A 23,380-nucleotide genomic window follows, 5' to 3' on the forward strand; every position below is an offset into this window, starting at 1 on the left:
GGTGGGTCTTCGAGGTCCTCGCCGTGCACCCGGTGAGGACCTCGGCGTTTCAGCGGGTCAGCGGGTCGGGAGAAGGCCGGCCAGGGGGGCCTCGCGACGGGCGCGGCGCTCAGCGCGGGCCTCGCTCTTGACCTCGCGGGCGATTGCCGCACCCAAGGACTGGTGACCGTCCTTGTGGTCGCTGCGGCGGCGCTGGCGCGGCGTCAGTTCGTTGCGGCCGGTCTGGGCGCGGTAGCGGTCAGCGCGCTGGTCACGGTCGAGCATGGTGATCTCCCGTCAGGTGGTGGCGGTGGAGCGGCGCTCGCGCTCGACGAGCTCGCGCGCCCGCTCGCTGGGGTGGTCGGGCTCCAGGTGCTCCCACGACAAGGCGAGGGAGACGATCAGGTCGGTCACGGCGATCACGCCGGCCTCCTCTTGCGTCGGGCCTCGGGACGTGCGCGCGGTATCTGCAGCCCCGCGCCGAGTTCAGGGGCGGGGGCGAGAACGCTCGTACGCCGAGGTGTGGAGGTGCGGGGGGCACGCGCTTTCGGGGCGACCGCGAAGCCGCGGATGATTTCGGTGATCTGCTCCTCGGTCCAGAACAGGCGCCCGCCGGGCGTGCTCTGGGTGACCGGGATCGTGACGCCGGCCTGGTGGTACAGCCAGGACTTCGACCGCCTCGTCAAACGGGCGGTCTCTTCGATGTCGTAGAGGGCGGGGATCGCCATCACTCACCACCCGTCTCGGGCCCGGCGTTTCCCTCGTCCGGTCGCAGCAGGTCGGCAGTCGAGATGTTCAGCGCGCGGGCCAGCGCCCGCAGGAGCGGAGGGGAGGGCTTGCCGTCGCCGTTCTCAAGCTGGCTGATCCGCGACTGGTCCACGCTGCAGCGCCTCGCGAGGTCGGCCTGGAAGAGGCCGCTTAGCTCGCGGTGTCTGCGGAGCCGCTCGCCGTCGAACGGCAGGCTCAGTGCTTGCTTAGCCATGAGGCGACATTAGTTCTCATTGCTTCTCATAGTCAAGGAAAACATCTCATGGCTCGCCGACCTCATGAGTTCTCTTGAGAACTTGCAGCTAGGCAGGAGAAGACGTATGAGCTAATGTGAGTTGACGAGCGATCTAGACGACTCCATGGAGGTCCGGGTCATGACGCCCGACGACCAGGCTCGAAGTCGCCTAAGCACCGCCATGAACGATCGGCGCGTGGAACTGCGGCTCAAGTGGAACCAGGTGGCCCAACGGGCCGGCATATCCATCGCACACCTGGCCCGCATCCGCGGCAACGAGGGCCCTCTGACAGACCTGGCCAAGTCCAGCCTGGAGACGGCCCTGGAGTGGCCCCGAGGGACGATTGATCAATTCCTGCAATCAGGAGAAATCAAGACGCCGCCAGCCGCCAGCCCGACGTCCATCCAGATCCCGGAGAACGCGAGCGAGGCGGAGCGTACGGCTCTGCAGGCGATCAAGGACCTACTTGAGGCGCAGAGTCGGGAGCTCGCATTGCTTCGCGAGGAAGTCCAACGTTTGGCTACTAAGCGTGATGCGGACAACACGAATGATGAGCGCAGAAATACTGCGTGATCGACGGAAATCTGCAGTAAGGGACCTAGTCAAATCGGGATAAAGGCCACAATTTAGATCACAAACCCGTTACTTTCCGTGAGAGTAGGGGTCTCCCTACTGGAGGGGCGGGCTTCCCGTAAGTAACACTGCAAGCCCCCATGCCCAGGGACCACACATCGCTGCCTGACCAGCAGGAGGCGGACAGTGACGTCCCACTCACATTCCCCGTCCACCCTCGATCCCCTGGAGCGCATCAAAGATCAGGTACGACAGCTCTTGGTCCGCAGCGACTGCGACACCCTGGCCAACCAACTCGGGCACGCCCTCACGCTCGTCGAGGCGAACCGAACCGTCATAGCCCAACTTTCAGGGGCAGCGCCTTCCCCTTCAGACGCCCCACCCGCGGAGCTCGTCTGTGCACTCCGCTCCCCGCGAGGGACTCAGCACGTCATCCAACTTCAGGTCCACGGCAAGGCCGTCCGCGTCGCGATCAACCCCAACGGTCACGCGGACCCCATAAGCGAAAGCCGCACCTGGAGACGCATACGCGATGTGGTTCTGGAGGATGCGGCATGACCGCTGAAATGTGGCGATTCCGCCGGCAAGACCTCGGCGAGGAGATCTCCGCGGTCGCCTACGAGGCCGACACTGGAAACGTCCCCGTCATCGTCGCTTCGCTCGAGGCCGACCGCAGCATTATCGCGAAGATCAAGGACTACCGGGTCGAAGCCCTGACCTTGGTTCCCGGGATCCCCATGCTCTTCGACACCTTCCGGAAGACCCTGCGCGGGAATCCGATCGCCGCGGCGGCCGGCGCCGCAATTATCGCCATCACCGGCGGTGTCGAGCTGGCCGTAACCGTCACACCACCACAGACGTCAGCGATCATTCGGGACGAGCCTGCCGTCGACCGCCCCATGCTGGATTCAGTCGCGGAGGAAACGCTGCAGACGGCCCGGCCGAGGCCCGCGACGCGCCAGCCCATGTCCAGAGTCGCCAGGCCCACGCCTCGTGCGACTCGTCGAGCAGTTCCCGCTCCTTCAGGGCGGCCGTCGGCCACGCCCAGGCAGACGCCGGTGGTCGTCATCCTCGACCCCGGACCGCAGTCCCCGCCCGTGCGCAGCGGCGACCATAACGGCATGGACGGCCACGGGCGCCAGCCATCTACGCGATCGCCCGTCATGCGGGGCGATGGTATGGAACGATCCGTTCGCTCCCGGTGACCAGCGAGGCTGGTTGACGAACACCCAGAGGACCCGATGGCATCGACCTACAAGCGCGGCACCACCTGGTACGTGAAGCACAAGCGGGCCGACGGCACCTACGGCACCTCCTCCCGCGACGAGCACGGCAACAAGTTCCCCACCGAGCGCGCCGCCAAGAAGTGGGGCGAGGCGCAAGAGGCCGACGTGCGGCGCGGCCGATGGGTGGACCCTCGCGCTGGCGCGATCAGCCTGGAGGAGTGGGTCGCCAAGTGGTGGCCCGCCTACGGTGCAGGCCTCGCAATCAGGACGAGGAACAACTACCTCTACATGCTGGAGGTGCACATCCTCCCCCGGTTCGGCAAGACCGCGCTGAAGGACATCACCCCGGTCGACGTGGCCACCTGGGAGCAGGAGATGCGGAACGAGGGCTACGCGAGGAACACAGTCACCGGCGCGCGAGCACGGCTGGTGACGATCCTCGGCGATGCCCTGGCCCAGGGCCTGATCCAGTCGAACCCGGCCCTGCGGCCGCGCCGGCGCGGCCGGTCCGCGGCCGCCGAGGAGACCGAGGAGAAGGTGTGGCCCACACCGCTGCAGGTCCTCCTGCACGCCGAGCGGGCCGCGCTGCTGTCCGGCCGCGACGACGACTTCATCATGAACGTCACCGCGGGCTACACCGGCATGCGGTGGGCCGAACTCCAGGGCCTGCTGTGGGAGCACGTGCAACTCGGCACGCTGCGCGTGCAGTGGCAACTGGTCGAGGACGGCCTGTTCTACCTGCAGCCGCCCAAGTACGGCTCGCGTCGCACCCTGGACCTGCCGGCGTTCCTCGCCGAGCTCCTGGCCGACCTCCGCATGCGCCGCGACGGCGCCCGCTGCCGGTGCGTCCCCCGGCAGGTGAACCGGAAGGAGGAGCCGTGCCCGGGCGGCCAGCCGCACGTCTTCCTCGGCCCGGACGGTGGGCATCACCGGGCGTCGAACTACCGCGACCGGGTCTTCTACCCGGCCGCGCACGGCCGGTTCCCGGCCATGGAGGGGAAACGGCCGCGGCCGGCCCGGCCGGTCCTGGTCGACGTCGCCGGCGGATGGCCGGGCCTGCCGGTCCCGCCGTGGCCGATGGCCGAGCCCGGGGTGCCGTTCGTGATCCCGCGCGGCCGCGGTATCCGCGTGTACAGCCCGGAGGTGGTGCACCTCGCCTCCTGGACCCCGGTGCTCGAGGACCTCACTCCGCACGGGCTTCGGCATGGCCATCAGGTGTGGATGGACGACCTCGACCTCAGCGAGGCGTTGAAGGTCGAGCGGATGGGCCACAAGATCCGGGACATCCGCGGCGTCTACAAGCACGTCTCGCCCCAGGCCCGGGAGGCGCTCCGTGCCGGGCTGCAGGAGCTGTGGAAGGCGTCGCTTCGGGAGCGCGCGGCACTGTGCCCGCACTCACCGGTACCGCTCCTGGACGCGATGCTTGAGCCGTACCGCCGGACGGCCCACGAAGATTTTTGGCGCAAAAATGTCGCAAACAACGTCAGAGCCCTATCCGGATGACCCCGGAATAGGGCTCTGACCTGCGAGCCGCCTTGGGGAATCGAACCCCAGACCTTCTGTTTACAAGACAGATGCTCTGCCGATTGAGCTAAGGCGGCCTGCTACCAGACGAGTTTAGTGGGCCGAGAGCCGTACCGTCACGGTGAAATCACCGGCGACGGTGGCGGGCGACCTCGTAGAGGGCGATCCCGGCGGCCACACCGGCGTTCAGCGACTCGGCGGCGGCGTTCATGGGGATGCGGGCGATCTGGTCGCACGCCTCCCTCACCAGGCGGGACAGGCCCTTGCCCTCCGAACCGACGACCACGACGAGCGCTTCGCTCACGAGTTCGACGTCGGCGATGTCCACCGTGGCGGTGCCGTCGAGGCCGACCACGAACAGGCCCTCTTCCCGGTACGCCTGGAGGGTCTGAGTGAGGTTCGACGCGCGGGCGACGGGGAGGGTCGCGAGAGTGCCGGCGGAGGTTTTCCAGGCGCCGGCGGTGACGCCCGCAGAACGGCGGGACGGGACGAGCAGCCCGTGCGCGCCGAAGGCGGTCGCCGAGCGCGCGATGGCGCCGAGGTTGCGCGGGTCGGTCACGCCGTCCAAGGCGACGATCAACGGCACTTCGGCGGCGTCCCTGGCCCGCTCCACGAGCTGCTCGGGGTGCGCGTAGTCGTACGGCGGGACCTGCAGGCCGATGCCCTGGTGGACGGTGCTCTCGGTCAGCCGGTCGAGCTTGTCCCTGCTGACCTCCAGCAGGGCGATGCCACGGTCAGCCGCGATCTTGATGGCCTCGCGGACGCGGTCGTCGTTCTCGACCCGCTGTGCCACGTACAGCGCGTTCGCGGGGACCCCCGCGCGCAGCGCCTCGACCACCGGGTTCCGGCCGCCGATGACCTCCGGGGCGTCCTCCCGGCGCGTACGGCTCCCCGCACGCGAGGCCGAACCCCCGCCGCCCCGGGTCTCGCGCTCGATCCGCTCGGCGCGGGCCTTGTCCTTGTACCAGTGCCGCATGTGCGCGGGCGGCGTCGCTCCCTTGCCTTCCAGGGAGCGCCTGACCTTGCCACCCGAGCCCTTTGCCGGCCCCTGCTTCTTCGACGGCTTCCCTGAAGCCCTTCCCGCCATGGTCTCTAGCGTAGGGCCACGCCTACTGTGCCAGCTCCCACCGCGGGCCCTGCGGGGTGTCCTCCACCACGATCCCGGCCGCCGCGAGCTGGTCGCGGATCGCGTCGGCCGCCGCGTAGTCCTTGCGGGCACGCGCGGCCTGCCGCTGCTCCAGCGCCACGGTCACGAGCGCGTCCACGACCTCCCGGAGCCCCGAGTCGCCGGTCGTACGCCACTGCTCCGACCTGGGGTCGAGGCCGAGCACGTCGAGCATGTTCTGCGTCTCGGCGAGCAGCCGGGCGACCTGCTCCTTGTTGCCCTGGGCCAGCGCGACATTGCCCTCGCGGACGACCTCGTGGATCACGGCGAGCGCCTGCGAGACGTTCAGGTCGTCGTCCATGGCGTCCACGAACGCCTGGGGCAGCGGCGCGGCGGCGTCCACGTCGTGGATCACCTCGGCGGCGCGGGTGACGAACCCCTCGATCCGGCGGTATCCGGCCGCGGCCTCCTGGAGCGCCTCGTCGGAGTAGTCGATCGGCGAGCGGTAGTGGGCCGCGACCAGGTAGTAGCGCAGCTCGACCGCGCGCACCTTGCGCAGCATCTCCGGGATCAGCAGCGAGTTGCCGAGCGACTTGCTCATCTTCTCGCCGCCGAGCGTCAGCAGCCCGTTGTGCAGCCAGTAGCGCGCGAAGCCGTCGCCCGCCGCCTGCGACTGGGCGATCTCGTTCTCGTGGTGCGGGAAGATCAGGTCGACCCCGCCGCCGTGGATGTCGAAGGTGCCGCCGAGATACTTGGTCGCCATCGCCGAGCACTCCAGGTGCCAGCCAGGACGGCCCCGGCCCCACGGCGTCGGCCAGGTCGGCTCGCCGGGCTTGGCGCCCTTCCACAGCGCGAAGTCGCGCGGATCGTGCTTGAACGAGTCGGTGTCGGTGTCGCCGGGCGCCCGCATGTTCTCCAGCTTCTGGTTGGAGAGCTTGCCGTAGCGGTCGGCATAGGAGACCACGTCGAAGTAGACGTCGCCGCCCGACGCGTACGCGTGCCCCTTGTCGATCAGCCGTCGCATCAGCTCGATCATCTCCGGCACGTGGCCCATCGCGCGGGGCTCGACGGTCGGCGGCAGGCAGCCGAGCTGGTCGTACGCCCAGGTGAAGGCGCGCTGGTTGCGCTCGGACACGACGAACCAGGGAACGCCCTGCTCGGCGGCGACCCTGATGATCTTGTCGTCGAGATCGGTGACGTTGCGGCAGAAGGTCACGTCGTAGCCCTGCCGGATCAGCCACCGGCGGAGGACGTCGAAGTTCACGCCGGACCTGATGTGCCCGATGTGCGGCGGAGCCTGAACGGTCGCACCACACAGGTACATCGAGACCCGGCCGGGCTCGACCGGTACGAATTCACGGACCGTACGCGTGCTGGTGTCGTAGAGGTGCAGGCTCACGAAGGCAAGGCTAACGCCTGACGGCGCAGCACAGGGCTACTTGGCCGCGCGTGAACGCCTCTGTGTGGCCGATCACGGAAACTTGCGACACATAAGTCCCGATATAACCGGAAACAAAACCGGTAACGATCCGTACGGCAGTCCGCGCGACCTTCGTCCGCCTCACGCGGGGCCCGGCCGGACACGCAGCGTCGCCGGGCCGCCCGCGACGACCGGAGGCGGCCACTCAGGTGGACGCCAGTCGGAGACGCGCCGGGACCGCCGCAGCGCTCTCGAAGCCCACGCCCGCATGCTCGCGCGGCTCCGGCCGCGAGGCCGGAACGCAGCGGGCCGGGACATGCCGGGCCGGAACGCTCCGGAGGTTCCCGGCGGAGTCCCCGGTTCCGACACGAAACAGGTGATCACGGGGGTGCGATCAATCGTCACTCCGATTCTGTAGGCTCGAAACGCCATGGACGTGACTCCCCCCGGCGCGGCAGGCACGGCCTCCCGCCCGTCCCGAAACACCCCCTCCGGAATCCCGTTGGTGCTGCGCCGTCTGGCCATCGGCCTCGCAGGCGCCGCCCTCGCGGTGCTCGCCGGAGTCGCCTGCGCGCTGTCCTTCGACGACCTGCGGGCTCTGGCCGTCTCCGGGCGCGCCGAGCCACGGCTCGCCTATCTGTATCCCGCGGCGTTCGACATTTTGCTGGTCGTCGCCCTGGTCAGCGTGCCGTTGCTGCGAGGCGCGCGTGTCCTGGTCCGGTTACAGGCCGGCTTCGTCCTGGTCGTGCTCCTGGCGTCGGCCGCCGCCGCGAACGCCGCGACCGCCGTCGGCGTCTCCTTCGACCCCGACGCCGGCGCTCTCGTCGTCGCGCTGCTCCCCTGGGTGATGCTCGCCATCGGGCTGTGGCTGCTGCTGCTCCTGCTGAAGCACGTGCGCACCAACCGGGCCGACCTGGACGACGACGGCGACGACGGCGACTCCGACGACGACCTGGTGCCCTTCGACGGCGGGCGGGAACCCCGGGCCGCCGTCACCGCCCCCTATCCGACGGCCGTGCAGGAGCGCCCCGCCCCCGCGCACGCCATCGCCGAGGAGCACGGCGCGCCGCCCCTGCAGCCGGTTCCCGAGGCCGTGGCGCCCCCCGGCTACGTCCCCCCGCTGCCGGTCAGCCCGGTCTCCGAGACCGTCGCGCCACCCGAGTACGCCCCGCCGCTGCCCGTCACCCCTCCGCGGGCCGAGGACGAGGCCGGACCACGCGCCGTCACCCCCGACACCGACGAGGACGGTGTACGGCTGCCTCCCGAGGCGATCCCCGAAACCGTCCCCGAGGCCGAGTCTGAGACGACGCCGGACCAGGAGCCGGACGAGCCCGAGGTCCTGCCGGTCGTGCCTCCGACGGCGGCGCCCCGCACCCCGCCCGTCACCACAGAGCCGCTCGTCACCACAGAGCCGCTCGTCACCACAGAGCCGGCCGTCGAGACGGCGGCGGACGAGCACGTCCGCGACGCGGAGCCCGTCGCCGCCGAGACGCTCGCTCAGCCCGCCCCAGCCCCGGCCCCAGCCGCAGCCCCAGAGGCGCCTTCTCCCGCCGAAACGGGTGACCGCCCGGCGCGGCCTCGCCGGAACCGTCCCGTGCGCTGGGGCGACCTCGTACGGCCGCACACCGGCGACGTCCTCGTGCACCCCCGCCCCAAACCGGAAGAGCCCGCCGACGCCGAGCCGGAGCCGCCCGAGGACGAGGCGGGTGTCGACACCCAGCCGCTCCGCCAGATCAGGGACGTGCCGGATCCCGCCCACGCGCCGGACTGCGCCGACCCGGACGAGCAGGAGGGAAGGCGCGGGCCGCACGCCGCGGAAAGCGGCCATCAGGGCGCGCCGGAAGCCGGGAACGCCGAGGAGGGCGCCGAAGGCACCGGGGAGGGAACCGTGCCGATGGCGCCTCCGTCAGGCCGGATGCGCAGCACGCCCCGCCCGCCCGCCTGACAGCGCCCGCGGAAGCCGCCCGTGGGGCCGACCCGCCCGCTCCACGGGCGTTCGCCGGCGGAGGGGCGGGCCGATTCTCCGGGCCGCACAGCGCGCAGGCCCGCCCGGCTGGGGAGCCGGACGGGCCTGCGCGCTATGTGGTGAGGGCGGGGGCCGCCCTACCGAGCGAGTGCCTTACACCCGCGACCCTCGCTTGAGGCCGGCGACGATGCCGACACCCACGACGGCCAGTACGACCTGCATGACGAGTTCGATCCAGTCGATGCCCGGCGTCGTGTCGACACCCATGACCTGGGCGATCGCGGTACCGATGAGCGCGGCGACGATACCGACCACGATCGTCAGCAGCCAGCCGATCGGCTGGCGGCCCGGCAGGAACAGGCGGCCCAGAGCGCCGATGACCGCACCGATGACGATGGCGCCGAGAATGGACTCGATTGTCATATCGACCTCCCGATGAGGGTGACCCTTTCATCCTCGGACTGTGGGCTACCCCACGGAAGGGAAATATGCGCCCCATGAAAGAAAAAAGAGGACGGCGGCTCGATTCCGCGCCTTGGTTCGAGCCGCCGCCCACGCGTTAGTGAGACGCTCCGGGTCTCATTCAGGTTGGCATGTCCGATTGGAACGGAACATTCACGCCGGAAGGATCAGAGCGGTCGCGATGGCCGCCACGCCCTCGCCGCGACCGGTGAGCCCGAGGCCGTCGGTCGTGGTGGCGCTGACGCTCACCGGCGCCCCGGCGGCGGCCCCGAGGGCCTTCTCCGCCTCCGCACGGCGAGGTGCGACCTTCGGCCGGTTCCCGATGATCTGAACGGCCAGGTTGCCGATCTCGAATCCGGACGCCCGCACCTGGCGGGCCGCCTCCTCCAGGAGGGTCACGCCCGCGGCGCCCGCCCAGCGGGGGTCGGAGGTGCCGAAGAGTGCGCCCACATCTCCGAGCCCGGCCGCCGACAGCAGCGCATCACAGCAGGCATGCGCCGCCGCGTCGCCGTCGGAGTGGCCGGCCAGCCCGGTCTCGCCCGGCCAGAACAGTCCGGCGAGGTGGAGCTCCCTACCAGACGCGAAAGGGTGGACATCGACCCCGACGCCCACCCTTGGCGATGTGATGTTCAGGAGTTCAGCACCTCGTCGAGCAGGGCCTCCGCCTTGTCCTCGTTGGTCTTCTCGGCCAGCGCGAGCTCGCTGACGAGGATCTGGCGTGCCTTCGCGAGCATGCGCTTCTCACCGGCGGACAGGCCGCGCTCCTTGTCGCGCCGCCACAGGTCGCGCACCACCTCGGCCACCTTGTTGACGTCCCCCGACGCCAGCTTCTCAAGGTTGGCCTTGTAGCGGCGGGACCAGTTGGTGGGCTCCTCCGTGTGCGGCATGCGCAGCACGTCGAACACCCGCTCGAGTCCCTCTTGGCCGACGACGTCGCGCACACCGACGAGCTCGGCATTTTCCGCTGGTACCTGTACGGTCAGGTCGCCCTTGTCGACCTTCAGCACCAGGTAGGTCTTTTCCTCACCCTTGATGGTTCGGGTCGTGATGGCCTCGATCCGAGCAGCCCCATGGTGGGGGTAGACGACAGTGTCGCCGACCTGGAAAGTCATGTGACGAGTACCCCTTCCGCTGTACTCCAGGGTACCACGCGGTTACCGCCTCCCGGAACAGTGAAAGGAACATAACTGCAGGTCAAAGCCTCGTTTTGGGGCTTGACAAGCCACTCACTCTGTGAATCGGCATAGAGGACATACCAGGTGACCTGCGCTGCTGCGGCCTGTGGACCGGGAGTCGGCGACGGACCGGTGACCGGCGCGGATAAGGTGATTGCTGCCCATACACGTGCGTACCAAGGAGACCTCGAACCGTGACCAGCAGCAGCCGTCGCAGGGCGATCGCCGTTGCCGCGCTCCTCGCCGCCGCCATCCCTGCGCTGGCCGCGTGTGGCGCCGGTTTCGACGCCAACACCAATGTGCCGTACGCCCCGAACGAGGCGGGTGTCCTCTATGACGGCGACGGCGCCGGCAAGGCCTATGGCAAGAACGGCGTCATGATCCCGCAGGCGTTCATCCTCGGGCCGGACTCCGGCCAGGAGCTCGCCGCCGGTGGATCGGCGCCGCTCTACCTGACTCTCCTGAACAGCACGGGGACCGCCGACCAGCTCACCAGCATCGTCCCCGAGGAGCAGAAGGCGACCTCGGTCAAGGTGCAGAGCCCCATCGACCTCCAGCCGGGCACGCTCGCCAACACCTCCGGGGTCACGGTCGAGGGCCTGAAGACGGCGCTGCGCGGCGGCGAGAGCATCAAGCTCACGCTGCAGTTCAAGAACGCCGGTGACGTCGCGCTCACCGTGCCGGTCGTCGCACGCAGCCGCGAGTTCGCGACGCTGCCGCCCGCGCCGACGGCCCCGGCCTCGACGGTCGCCACCGAGAGCCCGGCGCCGTCGGACACCGCGACTCCGGAGACCGGCGAGGCCACTCCCTCCGAGTCGCCCGCCGCGAACACCCACTAGCGGCCGCGTAGACGCGCAGGAGCCCCTGTCCGGCCGGACAGGGGCTCCTTTCCGTGCGGACGGGCCGCGCGAGCCGTACGAGCCCGTACGGGCTCACTCGTCGGCGGGGTCGAACTTGTAGCCGAGGCCGCGCACGGTGAGGATGCAGCGGGGGTTGGACGGGTCGGCCTCGACCTTGGCCCGCAGCCGCTTCACATGCACGTCGAGCGTCTTGGTGTCGCCCACGTAGTCGGCGCCCCAGACCCGGTCGATGAGCTGGCCGCGGGTCAGCACCCGCCCGGCGTTGCGCAGCAGCACCTCGAGCAGCTCGAACTCCTTCAGCGGGAGCTGCACCTGCTGGCCGCGCACGGCCACGATGTGCCGGTCGACGTCCATGCGAACCGGTCCCCCGGTCAGGACGGCCGACTCCACCTCCTCGATGTCACCCTGCCTGCGCAGCACCGCGCGGATGCGCGCCACCAGCTCGCGGGACGAGAACGGCTTGGTCACGTAGTCGTCGGCACCCAGCTCCAGGCCGACGACCTTGTCGATCTCGCTGTCCTTCGCGGTCAGCATGATCACCGGCACCTTGGAACGCTGCCTGAGCGAGCGGCACACCTCGGTTCCGGGCAGGCCCGGGAGCATCAGGTCGAGCAGGACGAGGTCGGCGCCGTTGCGATCGAACGTGTCCAGCGCCTCGGGGCCGGTGGTCGCCACCGCGACCTCGAACCCCTCTTTCCTGAGCATGTATGACAAGGCGTCCGAGAACGACTCCTCGTCCTCGACGACGAGTACCCGAGTCACTTAACGGCCTCCTGGGGGATGGTCGTGCTTGGTACGGGGACCGCCTGACCGCCGAACGCGGGAAGGCGAAGAGTGAAGGTCGAACCGGAGCCCTCTTTGCTCCACACCGCGACCTCGCCGCCGTGGGCGACGGCCACGTGTTTGACTATCGCGAGGCCGAGCCCGGTGCCGCCGGTAGCCCGGGACCTGGCCGCGTCGACGCGGAAGAACCGCTCGAAGATGCGCTCCTGCGCGCTTTCCGGGATGCCGATGCCCTGGTCGCTCACGCTCACCTCGACGGCGTTCCCCGCCGGCCTGGCACTGATCACGACGCGGGTGTGCTCGGGGCTGTAGGCGACGGCGTTGTCGATGAGGTTGCGCAGCGCGGTGACGAGAAGCTCCTCGTCGCCCCAGACCTTGAGGCCCTCGGTGCCGCCCGCGACGAGCGTGATGTCCTTCGCCGAGGCCTTCGTGTTGCACCGGTCGATGGCCTCGTGGACGGTCTCGTCCACGGGCACCTGCTCGGGCGCCGGGATGGGCTCGCCGCCCTGGATCCGCGACAGCGTGATCAGGTCCTGCACCAGATAGGTCAGGCGGGCGGCCTCGTGCTGCATCCGGCCGGCGAACCGCTTCACGGCCTCGGGGTCGTCGGCCGCGTCCTGGACGGTCTCGGCGAGCAGGCTCAGCGCGCCGACCGGCGTCTTGAGCTCGTGGCTGACGTTCGCGACGAAGTCCCTGCGCACCGCCTCGACCCGCTGCCGCTCGGTCTGGTCCTCGGCGAGCACGAGCACCTGTCCGTGGGAACCGAGCGGAGCCACCCGCACCGCGAACGACGTGGACTCCTGCCCGAACTTGCGGCCGGCGGTCTCAATCTCGCTCTCGCGGATCTCGCCGTCCCTGCGGACCTTCCTGGCCAGCGCGAGCAGTTCGGCGGCCATGAGGGACTCCCCGCGTACGAGGCCGAAGGCGCGCGCGGCCGAGCTGGCGCGGAGCACCCGGTCCTCGCGGTCGAGGACGACCGCCGAGGAGGGCAGCACGGCGAGCACCGACGCCACCCCCGGAGGCAGGCCGTCGTCCACCGGTTCCGGTGTGCGGGGCTTGTCCGCCTGCCGTCGGATCGCGAGCATGACGAAGGAGCCAAGGACAAATCCGCCCATCGCCGCCAGGCTCGCCAGCAACTCGTTCACATTCAGCAGCCTAGGTGGCATTTCTGGTTCTTCCACCTGTCCTACCTGGCACGACGCCCCTGTTTCCGGAAAAGTTCATCCGGCGGTCGGGATTCGTTCATAGATCCGCGCGTAGCGTGGCGGCCATGCGCGACGCCTATCACGAAGAGCTTGCGGCCCTGACCGACCGCCTGGTGGAGATGACCCGCCTGGTGCGGTCGGCCATGTCGAGAGGGACGACCGCCCTGCTCGACGCCGATCTGCAGCTGGCGGAGAGCGTCATCTCCCAGGACGCCGAGGTCGACCGGCTGCACCAGGAGCTCGAGGCCTCGATCTACGAGCTGATGGCCACGCAGCAGCCGGTGGCGGTCGACCTGCGTACCGTCATCACCGCCCTGCGGATGGCCGCCGACCTGGAGCGTATGGGCGATCTCGCCGAGCACATCGCCAAACTCGCCCGGATGCGCCACCCCGAGTCCGCCATCCCGGCCGAGCTGCGTGACACGTTCGTCGAGATGGGCGCCATCGCCGAGAACCTGATCACCAAGGCGGGCAGCTGCATCGCCTCCCGCGACATCGACCTCGCCAAGGAACTGGAGGATGACGACGACGCGATGGACCGCCGCCACCGCCGGCTGTTCCGCGTCCTGCTCTCCAAGGACTGGGAGCACGGCATCGAGGCCGCCATCGACATCACGCTGGCCGGCCGCTACTACGAGCGGTACGCCGACCACGCCGTACGCGTCGCCCGCGACGTCGTGTACCTCGTCACGGGTACGCGCGACGCGGACGCCCTCGCCGGCTGACGCGGCGGCGTACGGGGGGCGCGAAAGCCCCGGTCCTCGGGGGGCCGGGGCTTTCTGCGTTTGACTGCGCCCGCTCCGCTCGGGCGGCTCGGGGCGCACACAAACCCGAGCCTTCCGGCACGAAGAAGCCGGTCGTCTACACATGGCCGAAGGCCGCGCCCCTCGCTGTGGGACGCGGCCTTCGTGAGAGGCGTGAGGGTTACTTCTTGCCCTGGTTGGCGACGGCCTCGATGGCGGCCTTGGCGGCCTCGGGGTCGAGGTACTCGCCCTTGCCGACCGGGCGGAAGTCGGCGTCCAGCTCGTAGCGCAGCGGGATGCCGGTGGGGATGTTCAGGCCCGCGATTTCGGCGTCGCTGATGCCCTCCAGGTGCTTGACCAGCGCGCGCAGGGAGTTGCCGTGCGCCACCACCAGCACGTCGCGACCGGCCGCCAGGTCGGGGACGATCGCGTCGTACCAGTACGGCAGCATGCGCACGACGACGTCCTTGAGGCACTCCGTGCGCGGCACCAGCTCCGAGGGCAGCAGGGAGTAGCGGCCGTCGCCGAGCTGGGAGTACTCGTCGTCGTCGGCGATCGGGGGCGGCGGCACGTCGTAGGACCGGCGCCACAGCATGAACTGCTCGTCGCCGAACTCGGCGCGGGTCTGGGCCTTGTCCTTGCCCTGGAGCGCACCGTAGTGGCGCTCGTTCAGCCGCCAGGAGCGCTTGACCGGGAGCCACAGCAGGTCGGCCGCCTCAAGCGCGATGTTGGCGGTCTTGATGGCCCGGGTGAGCACCGAGGTGTGCACCACGTCGGGCCGGATGCCGGCCTCCAGGAGCAGCTGCCCGCCGCGCCGTGCCTCCTCCTCGCCGGTCGGCGAGAGGGTGACGTCCACCCAGCCGGTGAACAGGCCTTTGACATTCCATTCGCTCTCGCCGTGCCGCAGCAGCACCAAAGTCGCCATGCGGCCAATCCTATCGGCGTGCGGCAGACGTCCCGTTGGTCAGGACTCGACCACCCGGGCGAAGGCCCTGAGGTTGGCCAGCGACTCGCCGCGCTTGACCCGCCACTCCCACTCGCGCCTGATGGACGTCGCGAAGCCCAGCTCAAGGGCCCGGTCGAACGACTCGTCCGAGTAGGTGAGGACGCAGCCGAGGACCCGGTCGATCTCCTCCTCGGTCACCGCGTCCAGCGGCAGCCGGCCGACCAGGTGCACGTCGCCCGTTGCGTCGACGGCGAAGTGGACGCCGTACATCGAGCCGTTCTTGTGGAGCAGCCAGCGGTAGAACTCGGCGTGGTTCTCGTCGGGCTGCCGGCAGAAGAACGCCTCGATGTTGAGCGCCTGGTCGCCGATGACGAGCCAGGTCAGCGTGGCGAGCTTGTGCTGGCCCGGCAGCCGGACCAGGAACGCGCCCGGCTTCGGCCGCTCGTAGGACAGCTCGGCGGACTCCAGCGCCGACGCGATGACGGCTTCCAGATCCGGTCTCATAGGGACCACCCTACGAGTTGACCGCGATGGGGCTCCGGTGGAGCTGGGCCATGGCGCCGGCGTACACGTCGGCCAGCCGGGCGGCGGTCGCCGACCAGCCGAAGCCCGTGGCGTGCTCCACGGCGTTGGCGGCCAGCTCGCCGAGCCGGTCCGGATGCCGGGCCAGCTGGGCGAGCTCGCGCGCCCAGTCGTGCGGGTCGTGCCCCGCCACCAGCACGCCGGACATCCCGTCCTTGACGGCCGTGCGCAGGCCGCCGACCGCCGCCGCGACGACCGGGGTGCCGCACGCCTGCGACTCCAGCGCGACCAGCCCGAACGACTCGTTGTACGAGGGCACCACGGTCACGTCGGCGGCCCGATACCAGTCGGCCAGCTCCGGCTGCGGCGAGGGCGGCGCGAGCCGTACGACGTCGGCGATGCCCAGCTCGGCCGCGAGGTCGCTGAGCAGGGAGGGATGGGCGAGGCCGTTGCCGCTGGGCCCGCCCACGCAGGCCACGACGAGCCGCGACCGGAGCGAAGGGTCCTCCACGAGCATCCGGGCGGCGGCCTTGAGCAGCACGTCGGGGGCCTTGAGCGGCTGGATGCGGCCCACGAACAGCAGCACGTGGGCGTCCTGCGGCAGGCCGAGGCGCTGGCGCGCGGCGCCCTTGGACGCGGGCTGGAAGACGGCGAGGTTCACGCCGGGGTTGACGACCGCCACCCGCTCGCGCGGCGCGCCGTACAGGCCGATCAGCTCCTCGGCCTCGGCGGCGGTGTTGGCGACCAGGCGGTCGGCGACCTCCACGACCTGCTCCTCGCCGAGCACGCGCATCGCCGGCTCGGGCTTGTCGCCCTCGGCGAGCAACGCGTTCTTCACCTTGGCCATGGTGTGCATGGTGTGCACGAGCGGCACGCCCCAGCGCTCCTTGGCCAGCCAGCCCACCTGGCCCGACAGCCAGTAGTGGGAGTGGATCACGTCGTACCTGCCGGGGTCGTACATCGCCTCGGTGCGCAGGACGCCGGACAGGAAGCCGCACAGCTGCCCGGGGAGGTCGGCGCGGTCGAGCTCCTCGTACGGCCCCGCTGTGACGTGGCGCACGAGCACGCCCGGACTCATCTCGGCGACCGGAGGCAGGTCACGGGCGGTGCGGCGGGTGAAGATCTCCACCTCGATGCCCAGCGCCGCGAGGCGCTTGGCGACCTCGAGAATGTAGACGTTCATGCCACCCGCGTCCCCGGTGCCCGGCTGGTCCAGCGGGGATGTGTGCACGCTGATGGTCGCGACGCGGTTGACCCGACGCCGTAACACCGACACCCGAACCACCTCCGAAAGCGTTATAACCACCAAAATCATCACTGGATTCCCCGACATCGGTCAGCACCGGGGGGCCTGAGAGGATGTCGCCTGCCGACCGGGCAGTGTGGAAGGACGATGGCGGTGACGATGACCAATCCCGCAGTGACCGATCCCGCAGGAACCGATCCCGCAGGAACCGATCCTGCGAGGACCAGGACCGCGGTGGTGACCGGCGCGAGCAGCGGCATCGGCGAGGCGACGGCCCGCCGGCTCGCCGCGGAGGGATACCGGGTCGTGGCGGCGGCGCGACGCCGGGACCGGCTCGACGAGCTGGCGGCCGAGGTGCCCGGCGTGCGCCCGGTGACGCTGGACGTGACCGACCAGGCGTCGGTGGACGCGCTGGCCGCCTCGCTGGACCGCTGCGACGTCCTGGTGAACAACGCGGGCGGCGCGTTCGGGCTCGAGCCGGTGGCCGAGGGCCGGGTGGACGACTGGCAGCGGATGTACGACGTGAACGTGCTCGGGTCCCTGCGCATGACCAGGGCCCTGCTGCCGAAGCTCATCGAGTCGGGGGACGGCGTGCTGGTGATGCTCACCTCGACGGCCGGGCTGGTGTCGTACGAGGGGGGCGGCGGCTACTGCGCGGCCAAGCACGCCCAGACCTCGATGACCGAGACCCTCCGTCTGGAGCTGTGCGGCGACCCGGTGCGCGTCGTCGAGATCGCGCCGGGCATGGTGAGGACCGAGGAGTTCGCCCTGACCCGCTTCCGCGGCGACGCCGAGCGGGCCGCCAAGGTGTACGAGGGCGTCCCCGACCCGCTGAGCGCGGACGACGTCGCCGACGTGATCGCCTTCGCCGTGACCCGCCCGTCGCACGTGAACATCGACAGGCTGGTCGTCCGGCCCCGCGCGCAGGCCGCCCAGCACAAGGTGCACCGGGTCGCGCCGGGGACATGAGGCCGGTCCGGCCCGGCCGTCCCGTGGGGACGGTCACGCGGGGCACCACCGGGCACAACCGGCTGCGCCGCTGCGACCGCTGGATCGCCGCCGTGTACGGCCCGCTGCTGCGCTCGGCCCGCGCGGGGGCGGCGCCGCTGGTGGTTGACCTCGGCTACGGCGCGTCCCACACCACGACGACCGAGCTGTTCACGCGGCTGCGCCGGATCCGCCCCACGGTCGAGGTGGTGGGCGTGGAGATCGCCCCCGAGCGGGTCGCGGCGGCCAAGCCGTACGAGCGGGAGGGGCTGTCGTTCGTCAGGGGCGGCTTCGAGCTGCCGGTCCCCCGCCCGCCGATGATCGTGCGCGCCTTCAACGTGCTGCGGCAGTACGGCGAGGCCGAGGCGTGGGAGCACTGGGACCGGCTGCGGGCCGGCCTGCACCGCTCGGGCGTGCTCGTCGAGGGCACCTGCTCGGAGGTCGGCCACCGGGCGACCTGGGTGGCGCTCGGCGCCGAGGGGCCGCGCACGCTCACCTTCGCGGCCCGGTTCACCGGTTTCGATCGCCCATCCGACCTGGCCGAACGCCTGCCCAAGACGCTGATCCACCGCAACGTCCCGGGCGAGCGGATCCACGCGTTCCTGGCGGACTGGGACCGCGCCTGGGCGACCTGCGCCTCCTTCGGCGCGTACGGCACGCGGCAGCGCTGGATCAGGGCGGCCGAGCTGTTGGCGCGGGACTGGCCGGTGGAGGCGACCCCGCCGACCGGCGGCCCCGGCCGCTGGCGGCTCGGCGAGCTGACCCTGCCCTGGAGCAGCGTCTCCCCCGGCGGTTGATAACGTCCCGCCCATGCGTTTCGTCCTCGACCCGGAGATGACCCCCGAGCTCTTCGAGGAGCTCCTGAGCTGCTGGGCGGAGGTGACCAACGCGGGCGGCGCGGTGGGCTTCGTGCCTCCCGTGACGCCGGACGACGTCAGGCCGACGGCGGAGGAGGCGTTCGCCCGCACGCGCTCGACCGCCGGCCCCGAGGCCCCCGACAGCCTCCTCGTCGGGTTCGGCGACGACGGCGCCGTGGGCGCCTGGCTCATCCTGGGCGACAGCGACTCGCGCCTGCGGGCGCACTGGCGATGGCTGCTTCGGGTCATGGTCCATCCCAAGCACCAGGGCAAGGGGTACGGCAGGGCGCTCCTGCTCGCCGCCGACGACGCCGCCAGGTCGCTCGGCCTGGAGGCGTTGCAGCTCACCTGCCGCGGCGGCACCGGGGTCGACCGCTTCTACGCGAGCGTGGGCTACCGGGAGACCGGCCGGGTGCCCCGCTCGATCCGGGTGGCCCCCGGTGACGACCGCGACGAGATCTACATGAGCAAGTGGCTCTGAAAGTTTTGGCCCAATGCTTATCCGATGTCCCCTAGGGCCGACTCGAACACCGCATAGGCTGCGGTACTGAACAGCACGAAGCGCACCTCTTCCACCACGACCGGGGCGGCCTGCCGTACCGCGGTGATCGCGATGCGGGCGGCGTCCTCGACCGGCCACCGGTAGATCCCCGTGGAGATCGCGGGGAACGCCACCGTACCGGCGCCCAGCGCGTCGGCGACGACGAGCGACTCCCGATAGCAGGAGGCGAGCAGATGGGATCGGTCCTCGCTCCGCGAGTACACGGGCCCGACCGTGTGGATCACCCATCGCGCGGGCAGGCGCCCGGCGGTGGTCGCGACGGCCTGCCCTGTCGGCAGCCCCTTCCCGTAGCGGGAGGCGCGCAGCGCGCGGCACTCCTCCAGGATCTCCGGGCCGCCGCGCCGGTGGATGGCGCCGTCCACCCCGCCGCCGCCCATCAGGGACGAGTTGGCCGCGTTGACGATCGCGTCCACCCGCTGCTCGGTGATGTCTCCTTCGACCAGAACGATTTTCATGCGTCCCACCTCTCTACGGAACGTAGTACTACCCCAGGTAGGCTTGAAAACGTGAAGGGACTGGGAGAGCTTGAACGCAGCATCATGGACATCCTCTGGGCGGAGAACACCCCGCTGACCGCCCGCGAGGTGGGACGCCTCATCGAGGACCGCGACCTCGCACCGACGACCGTGATGACCGTGCTCGACCGGCTCGCCCGCAAGGGCTTCCTCACCCGCACCCGCGACGGCCGCGCCTGGCGCTACCAGCCCGCCGCGAGCCGTGACGCGTACGTCGCCGAGCTCATGCTCGAAGCCTTGGACATGACCGGCGACCGCGACGCGGCGCTGACCCGCTTCGCCCGCGCGGTCTCCGGATCGGAGGCCGAGATCCTGCTGAAAGCCCTCACGGAGCTGGAGGAAGAGTGATCGCGGCGGCGGTCTTAGCGGCACTCGCGACGATCTGCGCGGTGGCCACGTGGCGGCTGACGTTCGCGCGCTGGACCTGGCGCGCCCCGCGCACGGCGATCCTGCTGTGGCAGTCGCTCGGGCTGACCTGGGGGCTCGCCTCGACGGGCGCTCTGCTCGCCTTCGCGCTCGACCCCTACCGCAAGGGCGTCGTCCACGGGCTCGGGGAATTCCTGCTGAGCGTGGAGTTCGGCGTGCGCCAGCCGTACGACTACCTCCGGCTCGCCGCGCTGGTCGCCGGCCTGTCGCTGCTCGCGGTGCTGGTGGCCCTGCCCCTCGCGGCCGGGGCGCAGACGCTGCGTGCCCGCCGCCGGCACCGGCTCCTACTCGCGCTGGTCGCCAGGGACGAGCCGGCCGTGCCCGGCGTACGGGTGGTCGACTTCCCCGGGGCCGCCGCCTACTGCCTGCCCGGGCTCAAGTCACAGGTCGTCATCAGCGACGGGACGCTGCACCTGCTGTCGTCCGCGGAGCTGGAGGCCGTGCTGGCGCACGAGGCCGCCCACGTGCGCGAGCGCCACGACCTGGTGCTGCTGCCGTTCGCCGCGCTGCGCCGCGCGCTGCCGTGGTCGAAGCTGGTCCGCGACGCGCAGGCGTCGGTCGAGCTGCTGGTCGAGATGGCCGCCGACGACCGCGCCCGGCAGCAGTGCTGCCCGCGCAGGCTGGCCACCGCCCTGCTGCGCTTCGGCACCTCGGCCGCGCTGCCCACGCCGCAGGGCGCGCTCGGGGTGTCCGCGCCGTCCAGCGTGATGGCCCGGGTCGACCGGCTCGTACGGCCCGAGGTCGCGCTTCCGGTCGCCCACCGCTTCCTGATCCTGGCCGGATCGGTGGTGCTCGCCACCAGCGCCCCACTGCTTTGGCTGCTTCCTGGCTGAACCTTTGGTGCTAGCTGGAATTATCCACCGAGTTTGCAATTGCAAGCAGTGCGAGGCAGACTGGGGGTATGGAACTGCCCAAGGTCGCCTCGCTCGGTGAGTACATCCGCCAGCAGCGGCAGCAGGCGAAGATCTCGCTTCGTCAGCTCGCCGCGCAGGCCGGTGTGTCCAACCCTTACCTGAGCCAGGTGGAACGGGGCCTGCGCAAGCCGAGCGCGGAGATCCTGAACCAGATCGCGAAGGGTCTGCAGATCTCCGCCCAGGCGCTCTACGTCCAGGCCGGCCTCATTGAGGACCGCGAACCGCACAGCGACGTGCTGGCCGCGATCCGGGCCGACGTCACGCTCAGCGGGCGGCAACGCCAGGTGCTGATCGACATCTACGAGTCGTTCCGCAAGGAGAACCGGGTCGACACCGCCCAGCCGCCGCAATCGGCTGAGCATCTCGGGGACGGCCCGGTTCTCCCACGCGACGGCATTACACCGGATTCGAAGGAAGGATAGCCCATGACCATCACGACCCAGGCGAAGAAGATCACGGAGTCCAAGCCGTTCTACGCGCTCACGGGGGCCGGCGACTACGCCGTGGAGAAGGCCCGCGCCTACGCCTCCACGATGCAGGGCAAGGCGGAGATCGTCGCGCGCGAGCTGCCGGAGAAGGCGAAGGGATACGCCGACGCCGCCACCGCCCGGTTCAACCGGCTGTACGACGACCTGGCCACCCGTGGCCGCAAGGTCGTCAGCCGCGTGAGCGGCGAGGCCGCGCTGGAGCTGACGGAGGTCTCGGAGACCGCCGAGCCGGCGATCGCCGCCGAGACCACCGCCAAGCGGACCGGTCGCGCCCGCTCCACCACGGCCCGGGGCTGATCTCCGGCCCGCCCGAACGACACGGCGGCGGCCCGCCTTCCCTCCGGGGAGGCGGGCCGCCGCCGTTCACGGGCCGCCCGGCCTCGCGGATCGACGGCGCGACCCCGGGCAGGGCGCGGCGCCTTGGGGAGTTCGCGGAGACGGGCGTTCCGCGCCCGCGCCATGTGTCGGCGCCGCCCATTAGTCTGGGGGCGTCAGCGTCTGTGACCGTGTGGGAGAGTCCATGTTCGGGCCCGTGTATGGCGTCCTCGATATCGTCTTCCGGCTGCTTTCCATCGGGGCCTTCCTGTTGTCCGGCTGGGCGCTGCTGCACGCCGTGCGCATCCCCGCGAACGCCTTCCCCGCGGCCGGCAAGCAGACCAAGCGGCTCTGGCTGCTCATTCTCGGCCTCGCGACGCTGTTCACGTTCGCCGCCGCGATCAACTACCTGGGCGTGGGCATGGGGCTGCCCAACATCTTCACGATCGCCGCCGTCATCGCGGCGGGCATCTACCTCGCCGACGTGAAGCCCGCGGTCAACGACCACCGGGGCGGCGGCGGCAACCAGGGGCCGTACGGGCCGTGGTGACCTGCGGTCAGAGCCAGTCGCGGGCCCGGAACACCCGATAGAGCGCGGCCGAGGCGACGACGATCAGCACGGTGGACATCCAGAAGCCCCACGAGTGGTCGAAGCCGGGGAACGGGATGTTCTGGCCGTAGAAGCCGGTGATCAGCGTGGGCACCGCGATGATCGCGGCCCAGCTCGTCACCCGCTTCATGATGAGGTTCATCCGGTTGCCCTGCATGGTCAGGTGCGTCTCGCGGATGTTGCTGACCAGGTCGCGCAGCGACTCCGTCCACTCCGTGGCCCGCAGCACCTGGTCGTACACGTCCTGGAAGTACGGCGTCATCTCGCCGTCGCCGGTGAGGCCGTTGCGGCGCACGAGCGTGTTCACCGCCTCCCGCATGGGCATCACGATCCGGCGCAGCGTGACCAGGCTCTTGCGCAACTCGAACGTGCGCCGCTGGTCCTCCGGGCCGACCGGCCGGTCGCCGAACACCGTCCCCTCCAGGTCCTCGACCTGCTCGTCCATGGCCTCGACGGTCCCGAAATGGCTGTCCACCACGTAGTCGAGCAGGCCGTGCAGCAGGAACGCGACGCCGTACCGGGCCAGGCTCGCCCCCTCGTCCCAGCGCCGGATCACCTCCTCGATGGAGAAGTCGTCCGACTGGCGCACGGTGACCAGCGCGTTCTTCGTGATGAAGGCGGTGGCGGGGGCGATCCGCACCTGGGCGGAGTCGCTGTCGAAGGCCGATGCGTAGACGCTGAGGAACATGTGGCTGTCGTAGACGTCGAGCTTGGGCCGCTGCCGGTGCTGCAGCGCGTCCTCCACCGCCAGGGCGTGCAGTCCCAGCTCCTCGCTGATGGCGTGGAGGTCCTCCTCGGTGGGGGCGCACATGTCGAACCACACCACCGCCGACGGGTCCTTGACGTGCTCGGAGACGTCGGCGACCGGAAAGCCCTCGGCCTCCAGGGTTCCGTTCCGGTACAACCGGGTGTGTCCCATGGACGGTTACCCTACCGATCCGGCGAGCCCCACCGAAGGGGGCGCCCT

30 protein-coding genes and 1 tRNA gene are annotated in these 23,380 nt (G+C 70.5%); 14 read left to right on the top strand and 17 right to left on the bottom strand.

Translation table 11 applies throughout. The features are described from left to right. Positions 1-57: 57 nt before the first annotated feature. From ACQEVJ_RS40035 to ACQEVJ_RS40050, 4 genes are read right to left on the bottom strand one after another with little or no spacing between them, the layout of a single operon-like run. Positions 58-264: a hypothetical protein gene (locus ACQEVJ_RS40035; RefSeq protein WP_433109894.1), complete on the bottom strand. Its 207-nt coding sequence runs from the start codon at positions 262-264 to the stop codon at positions 58-60. Positions 265-276: 12 nt separating this feature from the next. Beyond that, positions 277-402 carry a hypothetical protein gene (locus ACQEVJ_RS40040; RefSeq protein ID WP_433109895.1) on the bottom strand — a complete coding sequence of 42 codons (126 nt, stop codon included), beginning with the start codon at positions 400-402 and terminating at the stop codon, positions 277-279. Then, positions 399-707: a hypothetical protein gene (locus ACQEVJ_RS40045; protein WP_433109896.1), complete on the bottom strand. Its 309-nt coding sequence runs from the start codon at positions 705-707 to the stop codon at positions 399-401. Before ACQEVJ_RS40045 ends, ACQEVJ_RS40040 begins: the two co-directional genes overlap by 4 nt. Continuing rightward, the gene (locus ACQEVJ_RS40050; protein ID WP_433109897.1) at positions 707-961 is read right to left on the bottom strand and encodes a helix-turn-helix domain-containing protein; all 255 of its coding nucleotides are present in this window, start codon (positions 959-961) and stop codon (positions 707-709) included. Before ACQEVJ_RS40050 ends, ACQEVJ_RS40045 begins: the two co-directional genes overlap by 1 nt. A 160-nt stretch (positions 962-1,121) precedes the next feature. Between ACQEVJ_RS40050 and ACQEVJ_RS40055 the strand changes: the two genes are divergently transcribed. The 3 genes from ACQEVJ_RS40055 to ACQEVJ_RS40065 all read left to right on the top strand — a co-directional run bounded on the left by ACQEVJ_RS40055 (position 1,122) and on the right by ACQEVJ_RS40065 (position 4,285). Continuing rightward, positions 1,122-1,556 carry a hypothetical protein gene (locus ACQEVJ_RS40055; protein ID WP_433109898.1) on the top strand — a complete coding sequence of 145 codons (435 nt, stop codon included), beginning with the start codon at positions 1,122-1,124 and terminating at the stop codon, positions 1,554-1,556. A 554-nt stretch (positions 1,557-2,110) separates the two neighbouring features. Next, complete coding sequence (locus ACQEVJ_RS40060) at positions 2,111-2,761, top strand: hypothetical protein (protein ID WP_433109899.1); 651 nt, start codon at positions 2,111-2,113, stop codon at positions 2,759-2,761. 36 nt (positions 2,762-2,797) lie between these two features. Beyond that, entirely contained in the window at positions 2,798-4,285 is a 1,488-nt protein-coding gene (locus ACQEVJ_RS40065) for a tyrosine-type recombinase/integrase (protein WP_433109900.1), read from the top strand. Positions 4,286-4,310: 25 nt separating this feature from the next. Here ACQEVJ_RS40065 and ACQEVJ_RS40070 read toward each other — a convergent pair. The 3 genes from ACQEVJ_RS40070 to cysS form a co-directional block, all read right to left on the bottom strand. After that, positions 4,311-4,383, bottom strand: a tRNA-Thr gene (locus ACQEVJ_RS40070). Between the two features lie 50 nt (positions 4,384-4,433). Further along, entirely contained in the window at positions 4,434-5,393 is a 960-nt protein-coding gene (rlmB, locus tag ACQEVJ_RS40075; protein WP_433109901.1) for a 23S rRNA (guanosine(2251)-2'-O)-methyltransferase RlmB, read from the bottom strand. A gap of 22 nt (positions 5,394-5,415) precedes the next feature. Next, positions 5,416-6,810, bottom strand: coding sequence for a cysteine--tRNA ligase (gene cysS / locus ACQEVJ_RS40080; RefSeq protein ID WP_433109902.1), 1,395 nt, complete (start codon positions 6,808-6,810; stop codon positions 5,416-5,418). Positions 6,811-7,261: 451 nt separating this feature from the next. Here cysS and ACQEVJ_RS40085 point away from each other — a divergent pair, with 451 nt between their 5' ends. Next, a complete protein-coding gene (locus ACQEVJ_RS40085; RefSeq protein WP_433109903.1) occupies positions 7,262-8,776 on the top strand; it encodes a DUF2637 domain-containing protein in 1,515 nt (504 codons plus the stop codon). 174 nt (positions 8,777-8,950) lie between these two features. On the opposite strand, the gene ACQEVJ_RS40090 is transcribed toward ACQEVJ_RS40085, so the two are convergent. The 3 genes from ACQEVJ_RS40090 to ACQEVJ_RS40100 all read right to left on the bottom strand — a co-directional run bounded on the left by ACQEVJ_RS40090 (position 8,951) and on the right by ACQEVJ_RS40100 (position 10,371). Then, the gene (locus tag ACQEVJ_RS40090; protein ID WP_357044744.1) at positions 8,951-9,220 is read right to left on the bottom strand and encodes a GlsB/YeaQ/YmgE family stress response membrane protein; all 270 of its coding nucleotides are present in this window, start codon (positions 9,218-9,220) and stop codon (positions 8,951-8,953) included. Positions 9,221-9,412: 192 nt separating this feature from the next. Next, positions 9,413-9,871 (bottom strand): 2-C-methyl-D-erythritol 2,4-cyclodiphosphate synthase, encoded by a 459-nt coding sequence (gene ispF, locus ACQEVJ_RS40095; protein ID WP_433109904.1) that lies wholly within the window; start codon positions 9,869-9,871, stop codon positions 9,413-9,415. 17 nt (positions 9,872-9,888) lie between these two features. Continuing rightward, complete coding sequence (locus ACQEVJ_RS40100; RefSeq protein ID WP_030510364.1) at positions 9,889-10,371, bottom strand: CarD family transcriptional regulator; 483 nt, start codon at positions 10,369-10,371, stop codon at positions 9,889-9,891. Between the two features lie 257 nt (positions 10,372-10,628). Here ACQEVJ_RS40100 and ACQEVJ_RS40105 point away from each other — a divergent pair, with 257 nt between their 5' ends. Then, positions 10,629-11,273 carry a copper chaperone PCu(A)C gene (locus ACQEVJ_RS40105; RefSeq protein WP_433109905.1) on the top strand — a complete coding sequence of 215 codons (645 nt, stop codon included), beginning with the start codon at positions 10,629-10,631 and terminating at the stop codon, positions 11,271-11,273. A gap of 93 nt (positions 11,274-11,366) precedes the next feature. On the opposite strand, the gene ACQEVJ_RS40110 is transcribed toward ACQEVJ_RS40105, so the two are convergent. Together ACQEVJ_RS40110 and ACQEVJ_RS40115 are read right to left on the bottom strand one after the other, a co-directional pair. After that, the gene (locus tag ACQEVJ_RS40110; RefSeq protein ID WP_433109906.1) at positions 11,367-12,056 is read right to left on the bottom strand and encodes a response regulator; all 690 of its coding nucleotides are present in this window, start codon (positions 12,054-12,056) and stop codon (positions 11,367-11,369) included. Continuing rightward, the gene (locus ACQEVJ_RS40115; protein ID WP_433109907.1) at positions 12,053-13,243 is read right to left on the bottom strand and encodes a sensor histidine kinase; all 1,191 of its coding nucleotides are present in this window, start codon (positions 13,241-13,243) and stop codon (positions 12,053-12,055) included. The genes ACQEVJ_RS40110 and ACQEVJ_RS40115 overlap by 4 nt, the downstream gene beginning before the upstream one ends. A 104-nt stretch (positions 13,244-13,347) precedes the next feature. Here ACQEVJ_RS40115 and phoU point away from each other — a divergent pair, with 104 nt between their 5' ends. After that, positions 13,348-14,007, top strand: a complete 660-nt coding sequence (gene phoU / locus ACQEVJ_RS40120; RefSeq protein WP_433109908.1) for a phosphate signaling complex protein PhoU — start codon at positions 13,348-13,350, stop codon at positions 14,005-14,007. A gap of 199 nt (positions 14,008-14,206) precedes the next feature. On the opposite strand, the gene ACQEVJ_RS40125 is transcribed toward phoU, so the two are convergent. From ACQEVJ_RS40125 to mshA, 3 genes are read right to left on the bottom strand one after another with little or no spacing between them, the layout of a single operon-like run. Next, positions 14,207-14,950 (bottom strand): phosphoglyceromutase, encoded by a 744-nt coding sequence (locus tag ACQEVJ_RS40125; RefSeq protein WP_433109909.1) that lies wholly within the window; start codon positions 14,948-14,950, stop codon positions 14,207-14,209. A gap of 39 nt (positions 14,951-14,989) precedes the next feature. Further along, on the bottom strand, positions 14,990-15,475 hold the full coding sequence (locus ACQEVJ_RS40130) for a YbjN domain-containing protein (RefSeq protein WP_139580412.1): 486 nt from the start codon (positions 15,473-15,475) through the stop codon (positions 14,990-14,992). 10 nt (positions 15,476-15,485) lie between these two features. Next, complete coding sequence (gene mshA / locus ACQEVJ_RS40135; RefSeq protein ID WP_433109910.1) at positions 15,486-16,769, bottom strand: D-inositol-3-phosphate glycosyltransferase; 1,284 nt, start codon at positions 16,767-16,769, stop codon at positions 15,486-15,488. Between the two features lie 129 nt (positions 16,770-16,898). Between mshA and ACQEVJ_RS40140 the strand changes: the two genes are divergently transcribed. From ACQEVJ_RS40140 to ACQEVJ_RS40150, 3 genes are read left to right on the top strand one after another with little or no spacing between them, the layout of a single operon-like run. Further along, positions 16,899-17,708, top strand: a complete 810-nt coding sequence (locus tag ACQEVJ_RS40140) for an SDR family oxidoreductase (protein ID WP_433109911.1) — start codon at positions 16,899-16,901, stop codon at positions 17,706-17,708. After that, the gene (locus ACQEVJ_RS40145) at positions 17,705-18,523 is read left to right on the top strand and encodes a class I SAM-dependent methyltransferase (protein ID WP_433109913.1); all 819 of its coding nucleotides are present in this window, start codon (positions 17,705-17,707) and stop codon (positions 18,521-18,523) included. The genes ACQEVJ_RS40140 and ACQEVJ_RS40145 overlap by 4 nt, the downstream gene beginning before the upstream one ends. Before the next feature lie 13 nt (positions 18,524-18,536). Continuing rightward, positions 18,537-19,064 carry an N-acetyltransferase family protein gene (locus ACQEVJ_RS40150; RefSeq protein ID WP_433109915.1) on the top strand — a complete coding sequence of 176 codons (528 nt, stop codon included), beginning with the start codon at positions 18,537-18,539 and terminating at the stop codon, positions 19,062-19,064. Positions 19,065-19,081: 17 nt separating this feature from the next. Here ACQEVJ_RS40150 and ACQEVJ_RS40155 read toward each other — a convergent pair whose 3' ends face one another. Further along, on the bottom strand, positions 19,082-19,600 hold the full coding sequence (locus tag ACQEVJ_RS40155) for an O-acetyl-ADP-ribose deacetylase (protein ID WP_433109917.1): 519 nt from the start codon (positions 19,598-19,600) through the stop codon (positions 19,082-19,084). Positions 19,601-19,651: 51 nt separating this feature from the next. Here ACQEVJ_RS40155 and ACQEVJ_RS40160 point away from each other — a divergent pair, with 51 nt between their 5' ends. The 5 genes from ACQEVJ_RS40160 (at position 19,652) to ACQEVJ_RS40180 (ending at position 22,353) form a co-directional block, all read left to right on the top strand. Beyond that, a complete protein-coding gene (locus tag ACQEVJ_RS40160) occupies positions 19,652-20,008 on the top strand; it encodes a BlaI/MecI/CopY family transcriptional regulator (RefSeq protein WP_076438399.1) in 357 nt (118 codons plus the stop codon). Continuing rightward, complete coding sequence (locus ACQEVJ_RS40165; RefSeq protein WP_433109920.1) at positions 20,005-20,919, top strand: M56 family metallopeptidase; 915 nt, start codon at positions 20,005-20,007, stop codon at positions 20,917-20,919. Before ACQEVJ_RS40160 ends, ACQEVJ_RS40165 begins: the two co-directional genes overlap by 4 nt. A 68-nt stretch (positions 20,920-20,987) precedes the next feature. Next, positions 20,988-21,422 (top strand): helix-turn-helix domain-containing protein, encoded by a 435-nt coding sequence (locus tag ACQEVJ_RS40170; protein WP_433109922.1) that lies wholly within the window; start codon positions 20,988-20,990, stop codon positions 21,420-21,422. A gap of 3 nt (positions 21,423-21,425) precedes the next feature. Continuing rightward, a complete protein-coding gene (locus ACQEVJ_RS40175; protein WP_433109924.1) occupies positions 21,426-21,785 on the top strand; it encodes a hypothetical protein in 360 nt (119 codons plus the stop codon). Positions 21,786-22,008: 223 nt separating this feature from the next. Then, complete coding sequence (locus tag ACQEVJ_RS40180) at positions 22,009-22,353, top strand: DUF2516 family protein (protein ID WP_433109926.1); 345 nt, start codon at positions 22,009-22,011, stop codon at positions 22,351-22,353. Positions 22,354-22,360: 7 nt separating this feature from the next. On the opposite strand, the gene ACQEVJ_RS40185 is transcribed toward ACQEVJ_RS40180, so the two are convergent. After that, positions 22,361-23,332 carry a magnesium transporter CorA family protein gene (locus ACQEVJ_RS40185; RefSeq protein WP_433109928.1) on the bottom strand — a complete coding sequence of 324 codons (972 nt, stop codon included), beginning with the start codon at positions 23,330-23,332 and terminating at the stop codon, positions 22,361-22,363. Between the last annotated feature and the right edge of the window lie 48 nt (positions 23,333-23,380).

This window comes from Microbispora sp. CA-102843, assembly GCF_050936215.1.
In the GTDB taxonomy this organism is placed as follows: Bacteria; Actinomycetota; Actinomycetes; order Streptosporangiales; family Streptosporangiaceae; genus Microbispora.